Source organism: Cupriavidus gilardii (assembly GCF_013314895.1).
Lineage (GTDB): Bacteria > Pseudomonadota > Gammaproteobacteria > Burkholderiales > Burkholderiaceae > Cupriavidus > Cupriavidus gilardii_C.
Map to the genome: position 1 here is coordinate 245179 of NZ_JABTYE010000002.1, position 20346 is coordinate 265524.

20 protein-coding genes and 1 pseudogene are annotated in these 20346 nt (G+C 62.6%); 13 read left to right on the forward strand and 8 right to left on the reverse strand.

All coding sequences use genetic code 11. The features are described from left to right. Nucleotides 1-8: 8 nt before the first annotated feature. The 6 genes from HTY53_RS02925 to HTY53_RS02950 all read left to right on the forward strand — a co-directional run bounded on the left by HTY53_RS02925 (nt 9) and on the right by HTY53_RS02950 (nt 7815). Entirely contained in the window at nt 9-1361 is a 1353-nt protein-coding gene (locus HTY53_RS02925) for an MFS transporter (RefSeq protein WP_174104948.1), read from the forward strand. Between the two features lie 201 nt (nt 1362-1562). Then, a complete protein-coding gene (locus tag HTY53_RS02930; RefSeq protein WP_174104950.1) occupies nt 1563-2489 on the forward strand; it encodes a VOC family protein in 927 nt (308 codons plus the stop codon). 121 nt (nt 2490-2610) lie between these two features. Then, nucleotides 2611-4074 (forward strand): MFS transporter, encoded by a 1464-nt coding sequence (locus HTY53_RS02935; RefSeq protein ID WP_174104951.1) that lies wholly within the window; start codon nt 2611-2613, stop codon nt 4072-4074. A gap of 191 nt (nt 4075-4265) precedes the next feature. Further along, the gene (locus tag HTY53_RS02940) at nt 4266-5153 is read left to right on the forward strand and encodes a LysR substrate-binding domain-containing protein (RefSeq protein ID WP_174105067.1); all 888 of its coding nucleotides are present in this window, start codon (nt 4266-4268) and stop codon (nt 5151-5153) included. Nucleotides 5154-5179: 26 nt separating this feature from the next. After that, entirely contained in the window at nt 5180-6289 is a 1110-nt protein-coding gene (locus HTY53_RS02945) for an NAD(P)H-dependent flavin oxidoreductase (RefSeq protein ID WP_174104953.1), read from the forward strand. 95 nt (nt 6290-6384) lie between these two features. Next, entirely contained in the window at nt 6385-7815 is a 1431-nt protein-coding gene (locus tag HTY53_RS02950) for a 3-deoxy-D-arabino-heptulosonate 7-phosphate synthase (RefSeq protein WP_174105068.1), read from the forward strand. Between the two features lie 44 nt (nt 7816-7859). Here HTY53_RS02950 and HTY53_RS02955 read toward each other — a convergent pair whose 3' ends face one another. Further along, nucleotides 7860-8828, reverse strand: coding sequence for a tripartite tricarboxylate transporter substrate binding protein (locus HTY53_RS02955; RefSeq protein WP_174104954.1), 969 nt, complete (start codon nt 8826-8828; stop codon nt 7860-7862). 25 nt (nt 8829-8853) lie between these two features. After that, nucleotides 8854-10035: a pyridoxal-phosphate dependent enzyme gene (locus HTY53_RS02960; protein WP_174105069.1), complete on the reverse strand. Its 1182-nt coding sequence runs from the start codon at nt 10033-10035 to the stop codon at nt 8854-8856. A 101-nt stretch (nt 10036-10136) separates the two neighbouring features. On the opposite strand from HTY53_RS02960, the gene HTY53_RS02965 reads away from it, so the two are divergent. Further along, a complete protein-coding gene (locus HTY53_RS02965; protein ID WP_174104956.1) occupies nt 10137-11066 on the forward strand; it encodes a LysR family transcriptional regulator in 930 nt (309 codons plus the stop codon). Here the strand turns inward: HTY53_RS02965 and HTY53_RS02970 are convergent. Both HTY53_RS02970 and HTY53_RS02975 read right to left on the reverse strand, forming a co-directional pair. Continuing rightward, a pseudogene (locus tag HTY53_RS02970) lies at nt 11044-11345 on the reverse strand (VOC family protein); the annotation flags it as partial. The gene HTY53_RS02965 and the pseudogene HTY53_RS02970 sit on opposite strands and share 23 nt — an antisense overlap. A gap of 77 nt (nt 11346-11422) precedes the next feature. Next, on the reverse strand, nt 11423-12205 hold the full coding sequence (locus tag HTY53_RS02975) for a cyclodeaminase/cyclohydrolase family protein (RefSeq protein WP_174104958.1): 783 nt from the start codon (nt 12203-12205) through the stop codon (nt 11423-11425). 400 nt (nt 12206-12605) lie between these two features. Here HTY53_RS02975 and HTY53_RS02980 point away from each other — a divergent pair, with 400 nt between their 5' ends. From HTY53_RS02980 to HTY53_RS02990, 3 genes are all read left to right on the forward strand, one after another. Continuing rightward, nucleotides 12606-13463 carry a DUF5131 family protein gene (locus HTY53_RS02980; RefSeq protein ID WP_174105071.1) on the forward strand — a complete coding sequence of 286 codons (858 nt, stop codon included), beginning with the start codon at nt 12606-12608 and terminating at the stop codon, nt 13461-13463. 28 nt (nt 13464-13491) lie between these two features. Next, nucleotides 13492-14763 carry a three-Cys-motif partner protein TcmP gene (locus tag HTY53_RS02985; protein WP_174104960.1) on the forward strand — a complete coding sequence of 424 codons (1272 nt, stop codon included), beginning with the start codon at nt 13492-13494 and terminating at the stop codon, nt 14761-14763. 77 nt (nt 14764-14840) lie between these two features. Next, nucleotides 14841-16400 carry an SIR2 family protein gene (locus tag HTY53_RS02990; RefSeq protein WP_174104962.1) on the forward strand — a complete coding sequence of 520 codons (1560 nt, stop codon included), beginning with the start codon at nt 14841-14843 and terminating at the stop codon, nt 16398-16400. A 78-nt stretch (nt 16401-16478) separates the two neighbouring features. Here HTY53_RS02990 and HTY53_RS02995 read toward each other — a convergent pair whose 3' ends face one another. Next, nucleotides 16479-16847 carry a YggL family protein gene (locus tag HTY53_RS02995; protein ID WP_174104964.1) on the reverse strand — a complete coding sequence of 123 codons (369 nt, stop codon included), beginning with the start codon at nt 16845-16847 and terminating at the stop codon, nt 16479-16481. A 109-nt stretch (nt 16848-16956) separates the two neighbouring features. Here HTY53_RS02995 and HTY53_RS03000 point away from each other — a divergent pair, with 109 nt between their 5' ends. Both HTY53_RS03000 and HTY53_RS03005 read left to right on the forward strand, forming a co-directional pair. Continuing rightward, nucleotides 16957-17421 carry a YaiI/YqxD family protein gene (locus tag HTY53_RS03000; protein ID WP_174104965.1) on the forward strand — a complete coding sequence of 155 codons (465 nt, stop codon included), beginning with the start codon at nt 16957-16959 and terminating at the stop codon, nt 17419-17421. Between the two features lie 182 nt (nt 17422-17603). After that, a complete protein-coding gene (locus tag HTY53_RS03005; protein WP_174104967.1) occupies nt 17604-17933 on the forward strand; it encodes a DHCW motif cupin fold protein in 330 nt (109 codons plus the stop codon). 174 nt (nt 17934-18107) lie between these two features. Here the strand turns inward: HTY53_RS03005 and HTY53_RS03010 are convergent, their stop codons facing one another. From HTY53_RS03010 to HTY53_RS03020, 3 genes are read right to left on the reverse strand one after another with little or no spacing between them, the layout of a single operon-like run. Beyond that, on the reverse strand, nt 18108-18710 hold the full coding sequence (locus HTY53_RS03010) for an isochorismatase family cysteine hydrolase (RefSeq protein ID WP_174105072.1): 603 nt from the start codon (nt 18708-18710) through the stop codon (nt 18108-18110). A gap of 57 nt (nt 18711-18767) precedes the next feature. Further along, on the reverse strand, nt 18768-19544 hold the full coding sequence (gene map / locus HTY53_RS03015) for a type I methionyl aminopeptidase (RefSeq protein ID WP_174104969.1): 777 nt from the start codon (nt 19542-19544) through the stop codon (nt 18768-18770). Further along, nucleotides 19541-19753, reverse strand: coding sequence for a ParD-like family protein (locus HTY53_RS03020; protein WP_174105073.1), 213 nt, complete (start codon nt 19751-19753; stop codon nt 19541-19543). Before HTY53_RS03020 ends, map begins: the two co-directional genes overlap by 4 nt. 134 nt (nt 19754-19887) lie before the next feature. Here HTY53_RS03020 and HTY53_RS03025 point away from each other — a divergent pair, with 134 nt between their 5' ends. After that, a complete protein-coding gene (locus tag HTY53_RS03025; RefSeq protein WP_368040887.1) occupies nt 19888-20274 on the forward strand; it encodes a VOC family protein in 387 nt (128 codons plus the stop codon). Nucleotides 20275-20346: the final 72 nt, after the last annotated feature.

The following is a 20346-nucleotide window of genomic DNA, read 5'->3' on the forward strand; positions in this document are numbered from 1 at the left end:
AGACAACCATGCGTCAAATCGACGTCCACCAGCTGGCCGACGAGGCCCGCTTCAACCGCTTTCATGGGCTCGTGCTGTTCTGGTGCGCGCTGATCATCATCTTCGATGGCTATGACCTGGCAGTGGCCGGCATCGCCTTGCCGTCGATCATGCAGTCGATGGGCGTCGATGCGACGCAGGCCGGCTTCATGGTCAGTTCCGCGCTGTTCGGCATGATGTTCGGCGCGATCTTCCTCGGCACCATCGCCGACCGCATCGGCCGGCGCTGGGCCATTGCGATCTGCATCGTGCTGTTCTCGGTGTTCACCGCAGCGGCGGGCTTTACCAGCGACCCCGTGACGTTCAGCGTCACGCGTTTCCTCGCCGGTCTTGGCATCGGCGGCGTGATGCCCAATGTCGTCGCGCAGATGACCGAGTACTCGCCGCGCAAGATCCGCGGCACCATGGTCACGCTGATGTTCAGCGGCTATTCGGTCGGCGGCATGCTGGCCGCGGTGGTCGGCAAGGGCCTGATCGAGAGCTACGGCTGGCAGTCGGTGTTCCTGGCCGCCGGATTGCCGGTGCTGCTGATCCCGATGGTGATGAAGTCGCTGCCGGAGTCGATGCCGTTCCTGATCCGCTCGGGACGCCTCGACGAGGTCAAGAACGTGCTGAGCCGCCTCGAACCGACGTATCGCCCGCTAGCGGACGACCGCTTTGCACTGCCCGAACTGAAGGCCGGCGAGGCGCCGATCGGCAAGCTGTTCCAGGATGGCCGCGGCTTCAGCACCGTGATGTTCTGGGTGGCCTTCTTCATGTGCCTGTTCATGGTCTACGCGCTGAGCTCGTGGCTGGCCAAGCTGATGGCCAGCGCCGGATACAGCCTGGGCTCGGCCCTGACCTTCGTGCTGGTGCTGAACTTCGGCGCGATGATCGGCGCGGTAGGCGGCGGCTGGCTGGCGGACCGCTTCAACATCAAGCACGTGCTGGTCGGCATGTATGTGCTGGCCGCGGTTTCGATCACGCTGCTCGGCTATCCGGTGCCGACGCCGGTGCTGTTCGTGCTGGTGGGCCTGGCCGGTGCCTCGACCATCGGCACGCAGATCGTGACCTACGCCTATGCCGGTCAGTTCTATCCGATGGCCGCGCGCGGCACCGGCATCGGCTGGGCCTCGGGCGTGGGCCGCAGCGGTGCCATCCTCGCCCCGATCGTGATCGGCATGCTGGTCGGCATGGCGCTGCCGCTGCAGCAGAACTTCGTTGCCATCGCCATTCCGGCCGTGATCGCGGCGCTGGCGGTCTCGATGATCGACCACCGGCGTTCGGCCTCGGCCAGCCATCAGACGACGCTGGGCGCCCCCGCTCCCGCAGTGCAAAAGTAGCGCGGCCTCGGTCCCTTTTTCCTTCCCCCAGCGAAGCGGCCGAGGCTGCTGATGCCCTGATCCCCAAGGCAATCCAGCCTTGGGGATTTTTTTGTCCACTTTGTCGATGGCGTTGGGGCGACTACTCTGGAGTTTTATCGCGAAACGGCGGCCGACTTGGCGCCGTTTTCCTTTCGACATGCCTGAAAAGGAGCCCGGCACATGACAATCCCTGTCACCCAGCCCGTCACCCTGACCCCACACCTGTGGTACGACAAAGAGGCCGTGGAAGCGGCGCGCTTCTATGTCTCGGTGTTTCCCGATTCGGCGGTCGATTTCGTCGGACAGATCCGCAATACGCCCTCCGGGGACTGCGATATCGTGCGGTTCACGCTATGGGGCCAGCCATTCATGGCGATCTCGGCGGGACCGATGTTCCGCTTCAATCCGTCGATTTCCTTCTTCGTCCTGTTCGATCCGGCCCGCGATCCGCAAGCTCGCGAACGGCTCGACGCCATGTGGGACAAGCTCGTCGACGGCGGCCAGGCGCTGATGCCGCTGGACGCCTATCCCTTCAGCGCGCGATTCGGCTGGGTGCAGGATCGCTACGGCCTGTCCTGGCAATTGATGCTGACCAATACGTCGGGCGAATCCCGGCCGCCCATCGTGCCGGCGCTGATGTTCACCGGCCAGGCCTGCGGCAAGGCCGAGGCAGCGGGCACGTTCTGGCGTGAAGTCTTTCCCGGCTCGCAAGCGGGTCAACTGGTCCGTTATGGGCCGGGCATGGAACCGAATCCGGAGGGAACGGTGATGTTCTCCGACTTCCGGCTCGGCAATACCTGGATGGCCGCGATGGACAGCGGATTCCCACACGGCTTCGCCTTCAACGAGGCCATCTCGTTCATCGTGCAGTGCGAGGATCAGGCGACCATCGACCGCTACTGGTCGAAGCTGTCCGCGATACCGGAAGGCGAGGCCTGCGGCTGGTGCAAGGACCGATTCGGCGTCTCGTGGCAGATCGTGCCGGCGGACATGGAGACGCTGATGCGGTCCGGCGATCAGGCCGGCATCGATCGACTGGTCCAGGCCATGCTGCCGATGAAAAAGCTGGATGTGGCCGCGCTGCGGGCGGCTTTCGAGGGGAAGTAGCAGGAATTTCCGCGCCCTTAAAGATATAACAATAAGTCATTTGGATCAGTGATTGTGCTGGCGTAGCATTCGCCGCGCCGCCGCCGTCCCGGCGCGCGGCGCATGCTCCCATCACGATCCCATGTCCGTCGACCTGACCCTCTCCTCCGCGGAAGCGCAACAGGCGCCCGCCGCCGCCCCACCCAACAAAGCCGTCATCCGCTCCGCCGCCGACGTTTCGCAACTGGTCAATCAGGGCGGCGCCCAGGCCAGCAATGCGCGCATGGTGGTGGCAATTGCGCTGGGCGGCGTGTTCCTCGACGCCTACGACCTCGGTGCGCTGGCCTTCGGCCTGAAGGACGTCACCCGCGAATTCAATCTGACGCCGGCCGGCACGGGCATGGTCGCGTCGGCGATTACTTTCGGCGCGATCGTCGGCGCCTTCCTCGGCGGCTATTTCACCGACCGCATCGGCCGCTATCGCGTCTTCATGGCCGACATGCTGTTCTTCGTCGTGGCGGCAATTGCTTGTGCGCTGGCTCCGAACGAATACGTACTGGCCGGCGCCCGCTTCGTGATGGGCCTGGGCGTCGGCATCGACCTGCCGGTGGCGATGGCCTTCCTCGCCGAATTCTCCAAGCTGCAGGGCCGCGGCAACAAGGCCTCGCGCGTAGCGATGTGGTGCCCGACCTGGTATGCGGCGATCTGCGTGTCGTATCTGCTGGTGCTGCTGTGCTACGCGGTTCTGCCGGAGTCGCACAGCGGCCTGCTCTGGCGCATCATCCTCGGCTTCGGCGCGGTGCCGGCGCTGGTGATCATCGCGGTGCGCAGCAAGTACATGAGCGAATCGCCGGTGTGGGCCGCCAACCAGGGCGACCTCGCAGGAGCGGCGCGGATTCTGAAGCGGTCCTATGGCATCGACGCGGTGGTCGCGCCCGATGCGGTGGCCAAGCCCGCCAAGCGCGCGGCCTCGTGGGGCAACTACGCGGTGCTGCTGCAAGGGGTCTATCGCAGCCGCACGGTGCTGGCGACGATCATGTCGATCGCCTCGTCGTTCGCCTATAACGCGGTCGCGTTCGGCTTGCCGGTGATCATCGCCAGCTTCCTGGCGCAGACCATGCTGAACACCATCCTGATCTCGCTGGCGCTGAACCTGCTGTTCGCCTTCGTCGGCGGGCTGATCGGCGTGCGGCTGGTGCCGCGGGTCGGTGCGTGGAAGCTGACGGTGGTCGGCTACGCCTTCCAGCTGGCCGCGCTGGTGGGCCTGGCGCTGGTCGGCAAGCCGGACGGCATCAGCGAAGTCGTGGCGGCGATCGCGCTGCTGGCCGTGTTCCTATTGGGTCAGGGCTTCGGCCCCGGCGCGCACACGATGACCTATGCCTCGCTGAGCTATCCGACCTCGCTGCGCGGCGTCGGCGTGGGCTTCAACCAGACGCTGATGCGCGCCAGCTCCACGCTGTCGCTGTTCCTCTTTCCGGTGCTGGCCGCCGCGCTGAGCACCAAGGTGTTCTGGGTCATCGCGCTGGCCCCGCTGGCTGGTCTGCTGGCGCTGCTGGCGATTCGGTGGGAGCCGGCGAACTACGATGTGGATGCCGAGGATTTCTGATCGGGCCTAGGGGGCCGGCCACGCCGGACCACCCTGTCGAAAGCTTCAGGAGGGAGAACGCGTACTGCGTTCTCCCTTTTTGCTTTGTGGGTCCTTTGTGGGTCCGCCTTGACTTATCGTTCTCGATAAAGGATATTTGCTCCATCTTCATTCCTGAATTGAGAACGACGCGAGACACCGCGCCGCATCCGATGGAACTGGCCGAACTGGAAATCTTCCGCGCCGTGGCGCAGGAGCAGAGCGTCACGCGCGCAGCGCGCGCGCTCGACCGCGTGCAATCGAACGTCACCACGCGCATCAAGCAGCTCGAAGACAGCCTCGGCGTGACGCTGTTCCAGCGCGACAGCAAGCGGATGACGCTGACCGCCGAAGGGCAAAAGTTGCTTGGCTATGCGGAGCGATTGCTGGCGCTGGCCGAAGAAGCACGGCAAGCGATGCGGCATGACGTTCCCACCGGCAAGCTGCGGCTGGGCACCATGGAAAGCGCCGCGGCGGCGCGCCTGCCGAAGCCGCTGGCGCGCTATCACGCCGCGTATCCGCTGGTCGACGTCGAGATCCGCACCGGCACCGCGCAGGCGCTGGCCGATGCGGTGGCATCGCATCAGCTCGACTGCGCGATCGTCGCGCATCCGGGCATCGGCTCGCCGCGCCAGCTGTCGATGGACGACATGGCGCCGGGGCTCGAAGGCGCGTTCCTGTTCACCGAGGAACTGGTGCTGGTGCTGCCCGCCAGCCATCCGCGCGTGCGCCGGCCGCAGGACGTCAAGCTGCGCACGCTGGCCGGCTTCTCGCGCGGCTGCACCTATCGCCGCTGCGCGGAGGAGTGGCTGGCCGAGGCCGACGAGACGCTGCGCCGCAATCTGACCGTGCGCGAAATGCCGTCCTATCACGCGATCCTCGCCTGCGTCAGCGCGGGCTCGGCGTTTGCCATCCTGCCCAAGTCGCTGCTCGCGCTGCATCGCGACAGCGCCGACTTCCATACCGTGCCGGTGCGCTCCGCGCATACCTTCCTGGTCAAGCGCGCCGGCTTTTCCACCGCCGCCTACGAGGCATTGCTGCACGAGCTGCGCCAAGGCTGAGCGGCCCGATCCCGAAGGAGCAACCCATGACCCCCTCTTCCGCTGCAAACGGGCTGCTGGCCCGGCTCGGCATGTCGACCCCGATCATCCAGGCCCCGATGGCAGGCGTCAGCACGCCGGCGCTGGCAGCGGCCGTGTCGAACGCCGGCGGCCTCGGCTCGCTCGGCGTCGGCGCGATGAACGCCGATGCCGCCCGCCAGACCATTCGCGACACACGCGCGCTGACCGATCGCCCGTTCAACATCAATCTGTTCTGCCACGCGCCGGCCCAGGCCGATGCGCAGCGCGAGCGCGGTTGGCTCGACTATCTCGCGCCGCGCTTCGCCGAATTCGGCGCGACCCCACCGGCCTCGCTGCGCGAGATCTATCGCAGCTTCGTCGCAGACGATGCGATGTACCAGATGCTGCTAGAGGAGAAGCCCGCGGTCGTCAGCTTCCACTTCGGCCTGCCGAAGCAGGAATGGATCGACGCGCTGCGCGAGGCCGGCATCGTGCTGCTGGCATCGGCGACGACGATCGCCGAAGCACGCCAGGTCGAGGCGGCCGGCATCGACGCCGTGGTGGCGCAAGGCGTCGAGGCCGGCGGCCATCGCGGCATGTTCGATACGCAGGGTTTCGACGAAGGTTTGGGCACGATGGCGTTGGTCCGGCTGCTGGTGCGCAACACCCGGCTGCCGGTGATCGCCGCGGGCGGCATCATGGACGGCGCCGGCATCGCCGCCGCGCTGGCCCTGGGCGCGACCGCCGCGCAGCTGGGCACCGCCTTTGTGGCGTGCCCCGAGACAATGGCCGACGCCGCGTATCGCGACGCGCTGCTGGCGGGCGTTCAAACGCGCCCCACCACGCTGACGCGCGCCATCTCGGGACGCCCCGCCCGCGGCTTCGTCAATCGCCTCACCGAACTCGGCGTCGCGCCCGATGCGCCGCCGATTCCCGATTACCCCATCACCTATGACGCCGGCAAGGCGCTGCATGCCGCGGCCAAGGCGGCCGGCAGCGCGGAATTCGCCGCGCAATGGGCCGGCCAGGCGGCACCGTTGGCGCGTTCGATGCCGGCGGCGGAACTGGTGGCGACGCTGAATGCCGAGCTGGACGAAGTGCTTGGGCGCCTTGGTGCCATGGCGCACGCGGGGTAACCAGACTGCGTGGCGGTCCGCGGGGGACATCAGGGCACGTTGAGGTGCGGCAGTCATTGGGTATGGGAGTCATTGCTACCATTGCACGCATGTCCATGCCGCTGCCGCCATCGCCCGCCCTGCTCGACGACACGCTGCGCACCGTCGCACGCCGGTATCGCTTGCCGGCGATCGGCGCGGTATCGGAACGGATTCACGAGGCCAATCCCGCGACGGCGCTGGCGGTGACCATCGAGCAAGCGCGCCTCGCGCTCGCCAATGGCGAAGTCCCCGGCGCTGCGCTGAAGCATCTGTTCATCGAATCGCTCGCGCGCATGGTGCGCGAAGCGATCCGGCCGGATGCCGGCGACCCGGCTTTCCAGGCGATGGTCCTTCGGCACCGGGTGCCCCACGTGCGCGAGTACGCATCGCTGGCGGCCCGCGCCGATCAGGACCGCCGGCTGGTGCTGGCGGCCGTCAATTCGGTGGCTCACCCGAACAAGCCGCAGCGACACGCTTCGGGCCCGCAGCGCGAGGCAATGACACGGCTTCACGCGGCCGCGTCGGCTTCCTCGTGGGCTGCGCTGCACGATACCGTTCGACGCCTGCTCGCCATGCCGGCGATCTCGAACGAGGCGCCGAACGCAGCGCCGAAGGCGGCCCCGCTGCAGCCTGCATTGGCCCAATTGTTGGACAGTCCCGCACTCGAACGCCTGCGACGGCTCGAAGCGCTGAGCACGGATGCACAGGTCCGCCAATATCGGTCGCTATGGGACAGGCAAGGCCCTCGCTCGGGAACCGCCACCGCGACGGCGCAGGGCGTTTCCTCGCGGCAGCGCGGGGCCGCCGTCGAAGCGCTGGCGGCCCAGGCGCTGCGCGCGTTGGCGCAGCGGCTCAACGACGCGGAGGGAACGTCGGCGGCTTACCGTGTCGTCACTTCGATGCGCGTGCCGGCATCGCTGCCGGCGAGCCATGAGCGGGCGAAGACCGAATGGGATGCGGTGTTGCTCAGGCAGGCCAGCACAGACGATGAACCGGACGACGAAACACCGGCGTGGGATGTCTGCCTGCTCGTGGAAGCCAAGGCTTCGGTGGACGCCGCCACAACGGATCTCCCCCGGTTGTTGCGCGGCTTGCGCCTGCTCGCCCACGCCGAGAAACAGGTCATCTATGGATTCCAGACGGAACAAGGCACCGTGCGCCTGCGTGGCGCGTCGCTGAGCGCGCTGCCAACCGACGAAGCGGGCCTCGCCAGCAAGGTCCTGTATTGCAGCGACGCGCCTGCCGAATCCAATCCCCGCGTGCTCGGCGCAGCGAGCCGGATGCAACTGATGTCGGCACCGGCTACCCTCGAATTCGCCAGCAAGCTGATCGAGATGCAGCAGGCGGATTCGCGGGAGCTCGAGCCGGTCTGGCAGCAACTGCTGGAATCGCCGCAGTGGAGCGCCGTGTTGAATCAATACCGGGCATTGCGGCGCGTACGCGAATTGATGGTCCACGCGGACGACCTGCTGGCCGCGATCGGCGGCACGGGCCAACGCGCCTGATGATCGCTGGGATCCTGCCGCGATAACGGTATCCGCGCCGCTCCTTATTCCGGCTGGATCCCCGCCTGCTTCACCAGCGCCGCCCAACGATCGACCTCGCCGCGCAGCCTGTCGCCGAGTTGCGCGGGCGACGAAGCCTTCAGGTCGATGCCCTGGCTATCCAGTCGAGCCTTGGTCTGCGGATTGGCGAGCGCCGCGCGTACCTCGTCGCCCAGCTTGCTCACCACAGTCGACGGCGTGCGTGCCGGTGCGACGATGGCCCACCACTGACTGATCTGCAGCGCCGGCAACTTTGCCTCCGCGGCCGTGGGCACATTGGGCAGCGCCGCAATGCGCGCCGGTCCGGTGACCATCAACGCCGCGATCTTGCCCGCGCCAAGCAGACTGCTGCCGCTCGCCAGCGTGGCGAAATGACCGGCGACGAGTTGGGACGACACGTCGGTCAATGCAGGCGCAGAGCCGCGATAGGGAACCGCATCGATCGGCACGCCAGCCTGCGCTTCCAACATCTTGGCCGCCAGATGGCTGATCGTGCCGTTGCCGCTCGTGGCCAGCTGCAGCGGCTTGCCCTGCTTGCGCGCATCGGCCAGGAAACGCTGTGCCTCCCCGGGCCGATAGCGGGTGCTATTGGCGAACAGCACCAGCGGCGATTCACCGAGCAGCGAAACCGGCGTGAAATCGCGCAGCAGATCGTATGGCATCTGGCGGAACACGGCCGGCGCCACCGTATGCGCCAGTTCGATGACGCCCAGCGTGTAGCCGTCCGGGGCCGCCTTGGCCACCGCCTCCGCGCCGATGCGGCCGGAGGCCCCGGCCCGGTTCTCCACCACAGCCGGCTGACCCATCGACTCGCTCATTCGCTGCGCCACGGCGCGCGCCAGCGCATCGGTACTGCCGCCCGCGGCCCAGGGCACGACCAGGCGAATGGGTTTTTCCGGATAGGCCGACATCGCCGCGGGGGCATGGGCGGTCAGGCAGATTGCGAGGGAGGCGATCAGGTAGCGCAACGTCATGGGAAGACTCCAGCCTGTGTAGGGATCAGCTTTGCGCGGGGTCGCGATCGCCCCGTGCCGTCAACATCAGAAGAACCGATTGCGATGCGTCGATGCGCCCGTCCGCGCGCAGCATTTGCGCAGCGGCAAGCCCTGCCCCCGCGCATAGCTCGACCCAGAGTCCCGCCGCGGCGAGCGCGGCGGTGCCGGCGCGGGCCGCATCGTCTCCAATGACCACCGCGCCGCCGCCCGAGCGCGTCACCGCCTGAACCTGCTGCGCGGTCACCGTCGAGCCTGCCGTTGAAAACTGCTGCGTGGCGCCATAGAAATCGCCCTGCTGTGTCTCGCCGGCCAGCACCCGCGACAGACGCGGAAACGGCTCGACGGCCCAAAGCTTGGGCACGCGGGCTAGCCGCCCCGCCGCCACCAGATCGCGCAGCGCGCTATAGATGCCCCACAGCAGGTCCCCGCGCGCGGTCGGCACAATGACGTGGTCCGGCTCGCAGCCCTGGTACACCCATTCGAATGCCGCCGCGCGATAGCCCTCGACACCGAAGACGGGGCTGCCCACCGCCGGAATGCTGTAGTTCGTCAGCGCGAACGCGCCATCGTCGCGGACGCGACGGCTCACATGCTGCCACCGCGCATGGCCGGTCTCGCAAACGATGCGTGTCGCGCCGTAGTAGCGCAGTGCTGCATCGAAGATCGACGGCAAGTCCCGGTAAGTCGCCACTTCGCAGGCCAGTCCCGCTGCCGCGCAATAGGCCGCGGCCGATACCGCCGCGTTGCCGCTGGAGGCGAGCACCACCTCGCTCGCGCCGATCGCCAGCGCGCGGCTCACGGCCTGGGCCGACATGCGGTCCTTGTGCGAGCCGGTCGGATTTGCCCCTTCGTTCTTGATCCATACCGAGGCGACGCCAGCCAGCTCAGCCAACGCAGGCACCGGAAGACAAGGCGTGTCGCCCTCGCCCAGCGTCACGCCATTCAGATACGGCAGGCAATGCCCCCAGCGATAACCTGTGCTTTTTGGTGCAAAATCGAACGCTCGCGCGTCGTAGACCGCCTCGACACTGCTGGGCCGGCCCCGGCTGTGACAGGCGGGGCAGCCTTCCGGAAGATCGGAAACAGGATAGAGTGCCTCGCAACTGATGCATTGCAGCGCGCGCAGCGCCGGATTCAGGGCCGGATGGATGGCGGAAGACGGCTTCGATGAACGGTCGAGAGACATGGCGATAGACAACGATTGCATAGGCCGAAGTCTACGGCGCGCGCTGCTCGAGCGATGACAGCCATCGCAGCTTTTCAATAAGGCAAACTTATAAGGTCCACATGAAAGAGGCGGCCAGAGACACCGGCGAACCGTCCATCAGCGCCCGGCAGATCGAGGTATTCCGCATGGTCATGCGCCTGGGCTCCGCGCGCCGCGCCGCCGAGGCACTGCATATCAGCCAGCCGGCGGTCACCCAGACCGTGCTGCAACTCGAGAAGATCGCGCAGCTACGCCTGTTCGACCGCAGCAAAGGCCGCATGGTCCCGACCGCCGAGGCGGCCGCGCTGATGGACGAAGTCGAGCGCGTCTATATCGGCCTCGACGCCGTCCAACGCAAGATCGACCTGCTTCGCCAGCACGAAGACACGGTGCTGCGCGTCGGCGCCCTGCACGCGATGGCCGCCAGCGTGATGCCAATGTCCGTCGCCAGCTTCTCGCACAACTATCCGCGCAGCCATTGCCGACTCGAGGTCGACAGCTCGCGCGCCCTGCGCGAACGCCTGCTGCAACGCGAACTCGATCTCGCCTTCATGGGCGATGAGGTCGACACCAGCGGCCTGACTGCTTCGGAGTTCTACGCCGTCCCAGCCGTCTGCATCGTGCCCGCGACCCACCCCTTCGCGGCCCGGGCCAGAGTCAGCGTCACCGACCTGGCCGACGCCCCACTGATTGGCCTCGACGCCGCCGACCCGGCCCAACGGCAACTGGAAGCCGCCTTCGCCGAACACCATATCGCGCCCCGCTTCGTCGCGACGACGCCGTATAGCCATACGCAATGCGCGCTGGTGTTGGCTGGTGCCGGGCTTGCAATTACCAATCCTCTGGTCGCACGAACCTATCTGGCGCTTGGGCTCAGGAGTGTTCCGTTCGCCGGGACGGTCCGATTTCGCGCGATCCTGGCCTTCCATCCGGGGCGCGGCCAGTCATCGGCGGCCCAGCATTTCGTCAGCCTTTGTCGGCAAGGGGTCAGGGATTTGGTTCAGCGGTAGGTTCGGCTTCGGCGTCGGCTTCAGGCTCGTGGCAGACGACTTCGATGTTGTGGCCGTCTGGGCCGATGACGAAGGCGGCGTAGTAGTTGGGGTGGTAGTGCGGGCGTAGGCCGGGTGGGCCGTTGTCTTTGGCGCCGGCCTGGAGCGCTGCGCGATAGAAGGCGTATACCTGCTGGCGGGTTTCGGCTTTGAAGGCTAGGTGGAAGTGGGCGGGTTTTTCGTTGGTTTGGAAGAGGTAGAGGGAGGGCTTGCCTGGGGGCAGATTTCGATGCCGTATGAGCAGCGGGCGAACAAGAAATCCGGCAATCAGAGTACGTTGGTTTGGCTTAGCCAATTCGATGCCGACAGCCGCCCGCCTACAACTTGTCGGCCGCCGGTTCGGTACCGCTCCCTTCAACCGGGGGGCCAAGATCTTCAGGCGCGGCCGCCATGCCGGCACCGGCTTCGAACAGTTCGAGCTGGACGGCCTCGAGCGCTTCGGCATTGAGCGATGTCACGCACTGAAACGCCGATGCCTGGCGCTCCTGCAACTTCGCATAGAAGTCCGCACAACGAACGATGTTATCTCGCGCATATCGTCGACCGCCTAGAGACTTGAGGTTCAGATTGGTAATGAAGATCGCCGACATCACCGCGGCTATAGCAGAGCTAATCGCCGCGCCGGAGTCGCCTCGCACCGCACCCCAGCCGACTTGAAAGACCTGCACGCCATGTCCGATCAACGGCAAACAAGCATCGATGATCGCGAACGCATTGTCTGTGGCCGTCTCCAGCAACGCATTTGCTCGTCGCGTCAGACGCATCCTATCTTCAGGACTGGTGGCCACGTCCCGCTCCACTCTCAGCTTGACTACTTCCTCGAACTCCCTTGCGTCCTTCTCAAAGAGGTCGACAAGCGTGGGCTCGATGCGGGTCACCTGCTCCAGCACATGCTCAAGGGTGGGTCGGGCCGCCCTGCACTGTTCCTTCTCGAGGCTCTTCATGCAGACGGTTCGAATAAGCTTGACTGCCAGCAAGCCCATCAGTGCAGCCGCGCTCCCTGAGCCCGGCGAGGCCTTCCCTGCTCCGAAATCATCAAGCAGCCTGCTGGCGGGACGCGCCAGATAGGCGTCTGCCACGGGAAACTGCGGATCGTTCATTTTTCTTTTCACGCACCTTGGATGGTCATACGACCGTCAACGTAACACCGAATTTTCACCGCGACGCCCATGATGCATCGACACATTGCTTAATATTCCGATGCCTCTCGTGAGTTACCCAGCGCCCCACCACCATGGCGCGTAGTCCATCCCACAGGATCTGACACAACTTTATCCTTTTCTAGCACGTTGCCCCCTTGCATCGCAATCGGGACACATTACGACACTATTCGATTTACGACAAATAACCATCTCGCGATCGTCGCATGCATGATTCATCCCCTCCGGAAGTGGGGAATGCTGCTGCGACACAACAAACGGCCCTCTTCACATAGGCCCGAAACTTCAGCGTCCGTTTTCCTGAGAGTACAATAGCCGCAACCGGATCATGCTGGCGGCAATGGGAAAAGACTCACGCATAGAATGGACACACCATACATTCAACCCCTGGTGGGGTTGCGTCAAGGTATCCGCCGCCTGTGACAACTGTTATGCCGAGACCTGGGCAAAGCGCCTCGGCGAAGACCTCTGGGGTCCCCACAACGCCCGCCGTTTTTTCAGCGACGCACACTGGAAAGAGCCACTGAAGTGGAATAAGGACGCAGCAAAAGACGGGACTCGCAGGCGTGTATTCTGCGCGTCCATGGCCGACGTATTCGAGAACCGCTCGGATTTGGCATCCGAAAGACGGCGTCTGCTTGACCTCATTGAGCAGACGCCTGACCTAGATTGGCTGCTCCTCACAAAGCGCATCCATCTGGTGCGCAAGCAATTGCCAAAGGGCTATGAGTTTCCCAAAAACGTCTGGCTTGGCACGACCGCCGAAGATCAAGCAACGGCGAAGAAACGCATCAAGCACCTGCTGGAATTTTCATCGCCATCGGTCAGATTTCTGTCATGCGAGCCGCTGCTGTCGGCCATTGATCTTTCTGAATTCCTCATCCCGAACGACAAGGGCAACCGCGTCGATTGGGTGATCGCCGGAGGCGAATCTGGTCCTCGCTCCCGACCGATGAATCCGGCCTGGCTCGTCGCATTGCAGCGCCAATGCGCGAGCGCCAGAGTCCCCTTCCATTTCAAGCAATGGGGGCACTGGGCACCGGTCGAACAAGTTGCGAGCCTGTTGAGAAGAAGTACGCCAATCCAGGTCATCCGCAACGATGGAACAGAGGTATCGGTAGCGGCCATCGGCAAAGGAAAGACAGGCCGGATATTGGCCGGCAAGCACTGGGATCAATTCCCACGCACCGCGGTGTAGATTGGGAATCCGCGCTCGAGGTCCTGACTTGGCAAAACGTCACTACGATTGGAGCGATGGCCCGGCCGAGATTGCGCCGCACAGCCTTACTAAGCACCAAGTATTGGTCGACTACCTGATTCGCTATTTTCAGCAGCGACTGCTCAACGCCCGCGGCCGTGACCGGATCCGCATTACTTTGGTGGATGGCTTCTGCGGTGGTGGGCTGTACCGCCTCGAAGGGACCGGCGAGTTGATCGACGGCTCCCCCATCCGGATTATTCGGGCCGTTGAAGCAGCCTCGATGATAGTCAATCGCGACCGCCCAAAGCACGTGCTGCTTGATGTGCAATACGTCTTTATCGATCGGGACAAGAGGGCGCTCGACCATTTGCGCGACACGCTAAAGACAGGTGGTTACTCGGCAGCAATTGGCACCGCGATCCACATCCTTCATGCGGAGTTCGGCGCGGCCGTGGACAACGTGCTGGAACGCATCGCACAGCACACGCCTCGGTCGGGTACCGCACTCTTTTTTCTTGACCAGTACGGTTACACAGAGGTTCCGGTTTCCGTTATCCAGCGTATTTTTACGCGTGCTCGCGATGCGGAAATCGTTCTAACGTTCCATGTTTCGTCCTTCGCAACCTACACCAACGACGAACTCGCGAGGAAAATCTCGTCAACTCTGCGTGTGGACATACTGAAACACTTGGGCGGCCGATCCATTGAAGAGATAAAACGCAACGACGCAGACTGGCGACGATTTATTCAGGCGGCGCTGTACGAGGCCTTGGTAGTTGGATGCGGCGCTGCATTCTTTACCCCATTCTTCATTCGCGGAACGGGTGCGGGCCACGGCGAGTATTGGCTGGTCCATCTTTCGCAGCACCATCGGGCCCAAGATGTTATGAAACAGGTCCACTGGATGCATAGCAATCACTTCATGCACTACGGCGGAGCCGGGTTGAACATGCTCGCGCCGCAAACTATGGGATTTCTTCAAGAGTTTGACGGTGGGTTCAAGTTTGACGATGTTGCGCGCGCCAAGTCGGATAAGGAGTTGGTCATCCAACTCGCCCGACATATCCATGACCACCCGGGCCCAAGACCCTTCTCTCGCCTGTTTGCCGAAACGTGCAATGGCACGCCTGCCACAGCATCCATGTACAAAGACGCATTAACTACACTTGTGGCCGAAGGCGATATTGTCGTGCGATCGCTCGACGGCAAGGCGCGGCACCGATCGCGATACATACGTGATACCGATTTGGTGGACACACCGAAGCAACTTCGTCTACTGCTTCCTATGGGCCCCTAACGGGCGGTGCACACAACCCTACGGGTTCAACCCGACTAACCGAGTAGTCGCTCAAGTCTCAAGACCTACAAGCTATTATGACGATCGCAGAATCCCTTTCGCAACTACTCAGATCACACAGTTCAGGACCTTTCCTCTTTGCCGGCTCCGGCCTATCGCGCCGCTATCTTGGGTTGGAAGACTGGAATGGACTTCTGCGCAGGTTTTGTCAACATATTAAGCCCTACGAGTATTACCTCTCATCCGCCAACGGCAATCTCGCGAAGGTGGCCGGCTTGATGGCCGATGACTTCCATGAGGTGTGGTGGAGCCATCCGAACTATCAAGAGAGCCGGGAAAAGCACCAAACGAAAATCGCTGATCGTACTGGGCCGCTACGCGTAGAAATCTGCGACTATCTCAAGAGCGTCAAGCTTGCTGATCACGCCAAAGGTCAGTATGGAGATGAAGTGGCAGCGCTCAGTCGCCTGAACGTCGATGGCATCATCACCACGAATTGGGATACGTTTCTGCAGTCCCTCTTTCCGGACTATCGGGTGTATGTCGGCCAGGACGAACTACTCTTTTCCAACCCGCAGTCGATCGGGGAGATTTACAAGATCCATGGCTGCGTGAATACGCCACGAAGTCTGGTGCTCACGCAGCATGACTATCATGATTTCAACGAGAGAAACGCGTATCTTGCGGCGAAACTGATTACCATTTTTGTTGAACATCCCGTGATCTTCATGGGTTACTCTCTGAACGACGACAACATCATCGCCTTGCTCCGCGCGATCTGCTCTTGCATCGGCCAAGACAAGCTCCAGCAACTTAACAACAACCTAATCTTCGTACAGCGCTCCAAGGATGACAGGGACACGATTTCCCAAACGATGATCGCTCTAGACAAGGTACAGATTCCCATCACGCTGATACAGGCCACCTCGTTCGTGGGAGTGTATGAAGCAATCGAGTCAACCAAACGCAAGATTCCTGCTCGTGTGCTGAGATATTGCAAGGAGCAACTGTACGAACTGGTCAAGACGAGCGACCCTCATGGGAAACTCGTCGTAGTGGACGTCGATAGCGTCGAAGGCAAGGAAGACATCGAATTCGTGGTCGGCGTCGGAGTGGCCGCCGAAAGACAGGAACAAGAACGTGTTCAAGTTGGCGATGTCGGTTATACGGCAATCACTACCGTCGACATCTACAGTGACTTGATTCACCGGGACAAAGGATACGAAGCAGATCGCGTACTACGCGAAACTCTACCTCGACTTTCCAGAAGCCTGAAATTCCTGCCGGTATTCTTCTTGCTACGAGGAGCCGGCGTCAATAGCCTCGAAGAGTATCGGGCATCGGGCTTCGATGCCGACAAGTATGTCAATCTGACGCCGATCGACTTTCAAACCAAAGCACTGATCAAGGGGTTTCGCCGGAACTATCGAGATCTGTCTGTTCCGGAGATGATCGGACGACTCACACCGGAAATCGTCGCGCAGTACCTCCCTTTCGTACAATGGACGCGCGAAGACTATCCAACAATTCAGAAATTCCTGGCGGAGCATTCCGACCGATTCGCCACGGGCGCCTACTCTACGGCGTTTCGCAAGCTGGCGTGTCTCTACGATCGTGCGATGTACGGTTGGGAATAAAGCTTTGCGGGAGGCCCCCCGGGCTCCCGCGACGCCAATACCGGTAGCGGCGGGAACGCGTCCGCGCCGAACGCCCACTCAGCCTGCCCCAATTACTCCTGGACCAGCCCCATACCACGCGTCGCGCAGCGGCCCGACGCGGACGTTCTCGAAGTCGCCAGACGCCTGCAACCACTTCTCGACCGCCTCGCGCTGCTCCGCGCTGACCGAACCACGCGCGGCGTTCAGCAGTATATAGGCGGACAGCTGGCCTTCGTCGATGGCGCCGGCCATCAGCAACCCGTTGGCCTCGATTGCCTCTTGCAGGAACCGGTCAAGCAGCGCCTCGGTGTCGCCCTGGCGAGCCGGCTCGGTCAGATCGGCCATCACTTCGAACGCCAGTTCCTGGTACTCACCGATATGGAGCTTCTTGCGTTGGCGGTGGTTGTAGCGGCGGGAAGACTTCATGGGAATCCTTTTGATGCTTCATGGGAAAGGCGCAATTGTGCCAGCTCTTGGGGGGTGCCCGTCCAGGCAGGCGGTATCATGACCGTCCCCCCTCAATCGGATTACCGCGATGCAAGTCCTGGTTGACGCAGACGCCTGCCCTGTCGTCGTCAAAGAAATGCTGTACCGAGCGGCGCAACGCGTCGAAGTTTGCGTCACGTTGGTGGCCAACCAGTACATGCGCACGCCACCTTCCCGCTTCATCAAGTCAGTCCAGGTGCCTGCGGGCTTTGATGCTGCCGACGACCGTATCGTCGAGCTGGTGAACACCGGTGACCTCGTCATTACGGCGGACATACCCCTTGCCTCCGCCGCCCTGAACAAGGGCGCTCATGTCCTCGACCCGAGGGGAAGCTGGTTCACCCGCGAGAATATCCAGGAGCGTTTGACGATGCGTGAGGTGATGGACCAGCTTCGCGCCTCGGGCATCGAAACCGGCGGGCCTGCGCCATATTCTTCACAGGACAGCAAGGCGTTCGCTGGCCAATTGGATCGGTTCCTCGCACGCCACGTCCCGCCGAAGGCAGCATCCTGACCTGACGTATCTGGCCATAGAAAAGCATATGCCGATAAGCGGTGCACCAACCGGACGTGCCCTACTGCGCCTCGACTAGCGGCAAGAAAGCAGACGGTTACCATGCCTCGTCTATATCAATGGCCCGCATTCGCCGAGATGCGAGGCCACTAAAGTTTGAGTGCAACACCTGGAGCAAAGCAATGCAGATGAGCGACATACCTTTCGGCACGACGGATTGGTCCACTGTTGAACGTACCGAGCATCATGGCGAAACCGGGACGGCTTACTGGCATACACGTACCTTCGGCCAAATTCGGGTTCGTCTGGTCGAGTACACTCCCGGCTACCTCGCTGATCACTGGTGCTCCAAGGGACATATCCTGTTCTGCCTGGAAGGCGAGCTACATACCGAGCTCGAGGATGGCAGGAAATATGTTCTCAAGCCAGGCATGAGCTATCAGGTTGCGGACAACGCAGAAGCGCATCGTTCGTATACGGAGACTGGGGCGAAGCTGTTTGTGGTCGACTGAGCGATATCGGGCATCTTCGTTGCTGGGAATTGCATCGGCGGAATGACTTTATGGCGCCCTTCTTATGCTCCACGGGAAGGGGAAATCGTGCCACCGTATGCTTCGCCGCTTCCGCTCCGTGCTCCCACATTTCTATCTTTGGCTAACGGTCCCTCCGGCCAAGCTGCGGCAGTGTCAGCCAAGCAATGCCAACGCATCGGCCAACGAAAGCACCGTCGTACGCGACTCGAATGCAGTTGCAAAGAGATGATCGTGCACGACCTGATCCGGGTCGTAGCAACAATCCTTGACGGTGAACAAACGGAAATCCGCATCGCTGGCGTATGCGACCGAAGACAGCATCACGCCGGTCGACGCAATGCCGACGATGATCAGCGTATCGATGCCTTGGGCAGATAGCCTTACCTGCAGGTCGGTACCGAAGAACACGCTGGCACGGTGCGCGATGATGATCGGTTCATTGGCTTGCCGGCCGAGCTCCGCCGAGATCTGATCTTCGACGAAAAGGCCAAGTTGCTTGACGCCCTGCCCGTTCTTGTTCAGAGCGCTGACTTCCGGATAGCCCGGGCTGAAATGGAATTTCGCGAAATAGACGCTGATGCCTTTGGCCCTCGCAGCGTCGCATAGCGCGCGCGTATTGGCGAGCAATGTGGGCGCGACCGAAGGAAACAACTCAAGGATGTCGGTCTGATAGTGCATGACCAACAGCGCGGTTTTTTCGGGAACGATTGCCGGAATTTGCGTGGGCATATTGTCCTTATCGGCGGCGCTTTCCATATCGTTGTGTTGAGCGGTGGAGTCGATCAAGAACCACGAACGACTCTACCACGGACCTCATGACCCGAAATTCGGCGCCTTCTCATCAGGGCGCAACGTCAAGACTCTCACGCCGTTTCGCGTCGCCGCCACGGTGTGCTCGAATTGCGCGGACAGTTGTCCATCGCGCGTCACCACCGTCCAGCCATCGTCTTCCGTCAGAACGGCGTGGCCTCCCTGGTTGATCATCGGCTCGATGGTGAACACCATACCTTCGCGCAGCACCGACCCCGTTCGTGGCCGTCCCCAGTGAAGGACTTCGGGAGGTTCGTGCATTTCCCGGCCGATGCCATGGCCGCAATACTCCCTTACGACCGAATAGCCATGCCTGCGGGCGTGCCGCTCGATCGCGTGCCCGACATCGCCGAGCCTCGCGCCGGGACGAACCGTCTGGATTCCCTTCCACATGGCCTCGTAGGTGATCTGCACGAGGCGCTTGGCTAGCGGTGACACGTCGCCAACGAGGTACGTCTTGCTGGAATCGGCGATATAGCCGTTCTTCTCCAACGTGATATCGAAGTTGACAATATCGCCGTTCTGCAAGATGTCCGACGTCGCGGGAACGCCGTGGCAGACCACGCTGTTGCGGGACGAGTTCAGCGCGTAGGCATAGCCGTACTGCCCTTTGCTTGCCGGGCGCGCTTGCAGCTCGTTGACGATGAAGCTGTCGACCAGGTCGTTGACTTGCATGGTCGACATGCCGATCAGATTCAGCCGATCCAGATAGCCAAACACCTGCGCCAGCAATCTGCCCGACTCCACCATGATGGCGATTTCTTCCGGCCGCTTCGTCATGTCGACGCGACTTTGATGCCTTGCGGCGCCACACCAGCCGCCCGCAATTCCCCCGCCACAATTTCATTGAAGTTCTGCGTCGGATTCATTTCGCACAGCATGCCGATCTTGATCCAGAACGCCGCTTGCGCATTGATCGACCGGCACGATACGGCGCTCGCCTTGCGAATTTGATCGTGCAGATCGTCGTCGATATTCACTATGCCCATTTCGATACCATATATGAAACGTATGTGGATCATATGCGCGATGCCGTTGACAACGCAAGTGGTTTTGCCTATTCGAGGCCATTCGGCCATGCCACAATCTCGGCCAGCCAACATAAAGAATGGAGGTAGACGCAATGACTGCCGCGACTTTAGGCATCGACCACATCGGCCTTACCGTTGCAAATCTCGAAGCCTCGACGCGCTTCTTTACGGAATGCCTGGGGTGGCGCGTATTCGGCAGCAACCCGGCTTATCCTGCGGCGTACGTAACAGATGGGACGTCGAAGATCACCCTGTGGCAAGTCGCGGATACAACGGCGTACGCCCCCTTCGATCGCAAGAACACCGTTGGCCTTCACCACCTTGCATTGAAGGTGCCGGATCGGTCTTCACTCGACCGCCTTTACGAACGGGTCCGCGCTTATCCCGGTGTTCAAGTCGAGTTCGCGCCGGAGCTGTCCGGCAACGGTCCCAAGTGGCACGCGATGGTGATGGAGCGGGTGGCACGCGACTTGAACTGAGTTTCGACCCGCGATAGCAGACTATTCCGGCATTACGGTCGCGCTCCATATGCGGTCAGGACAGGGCATTGG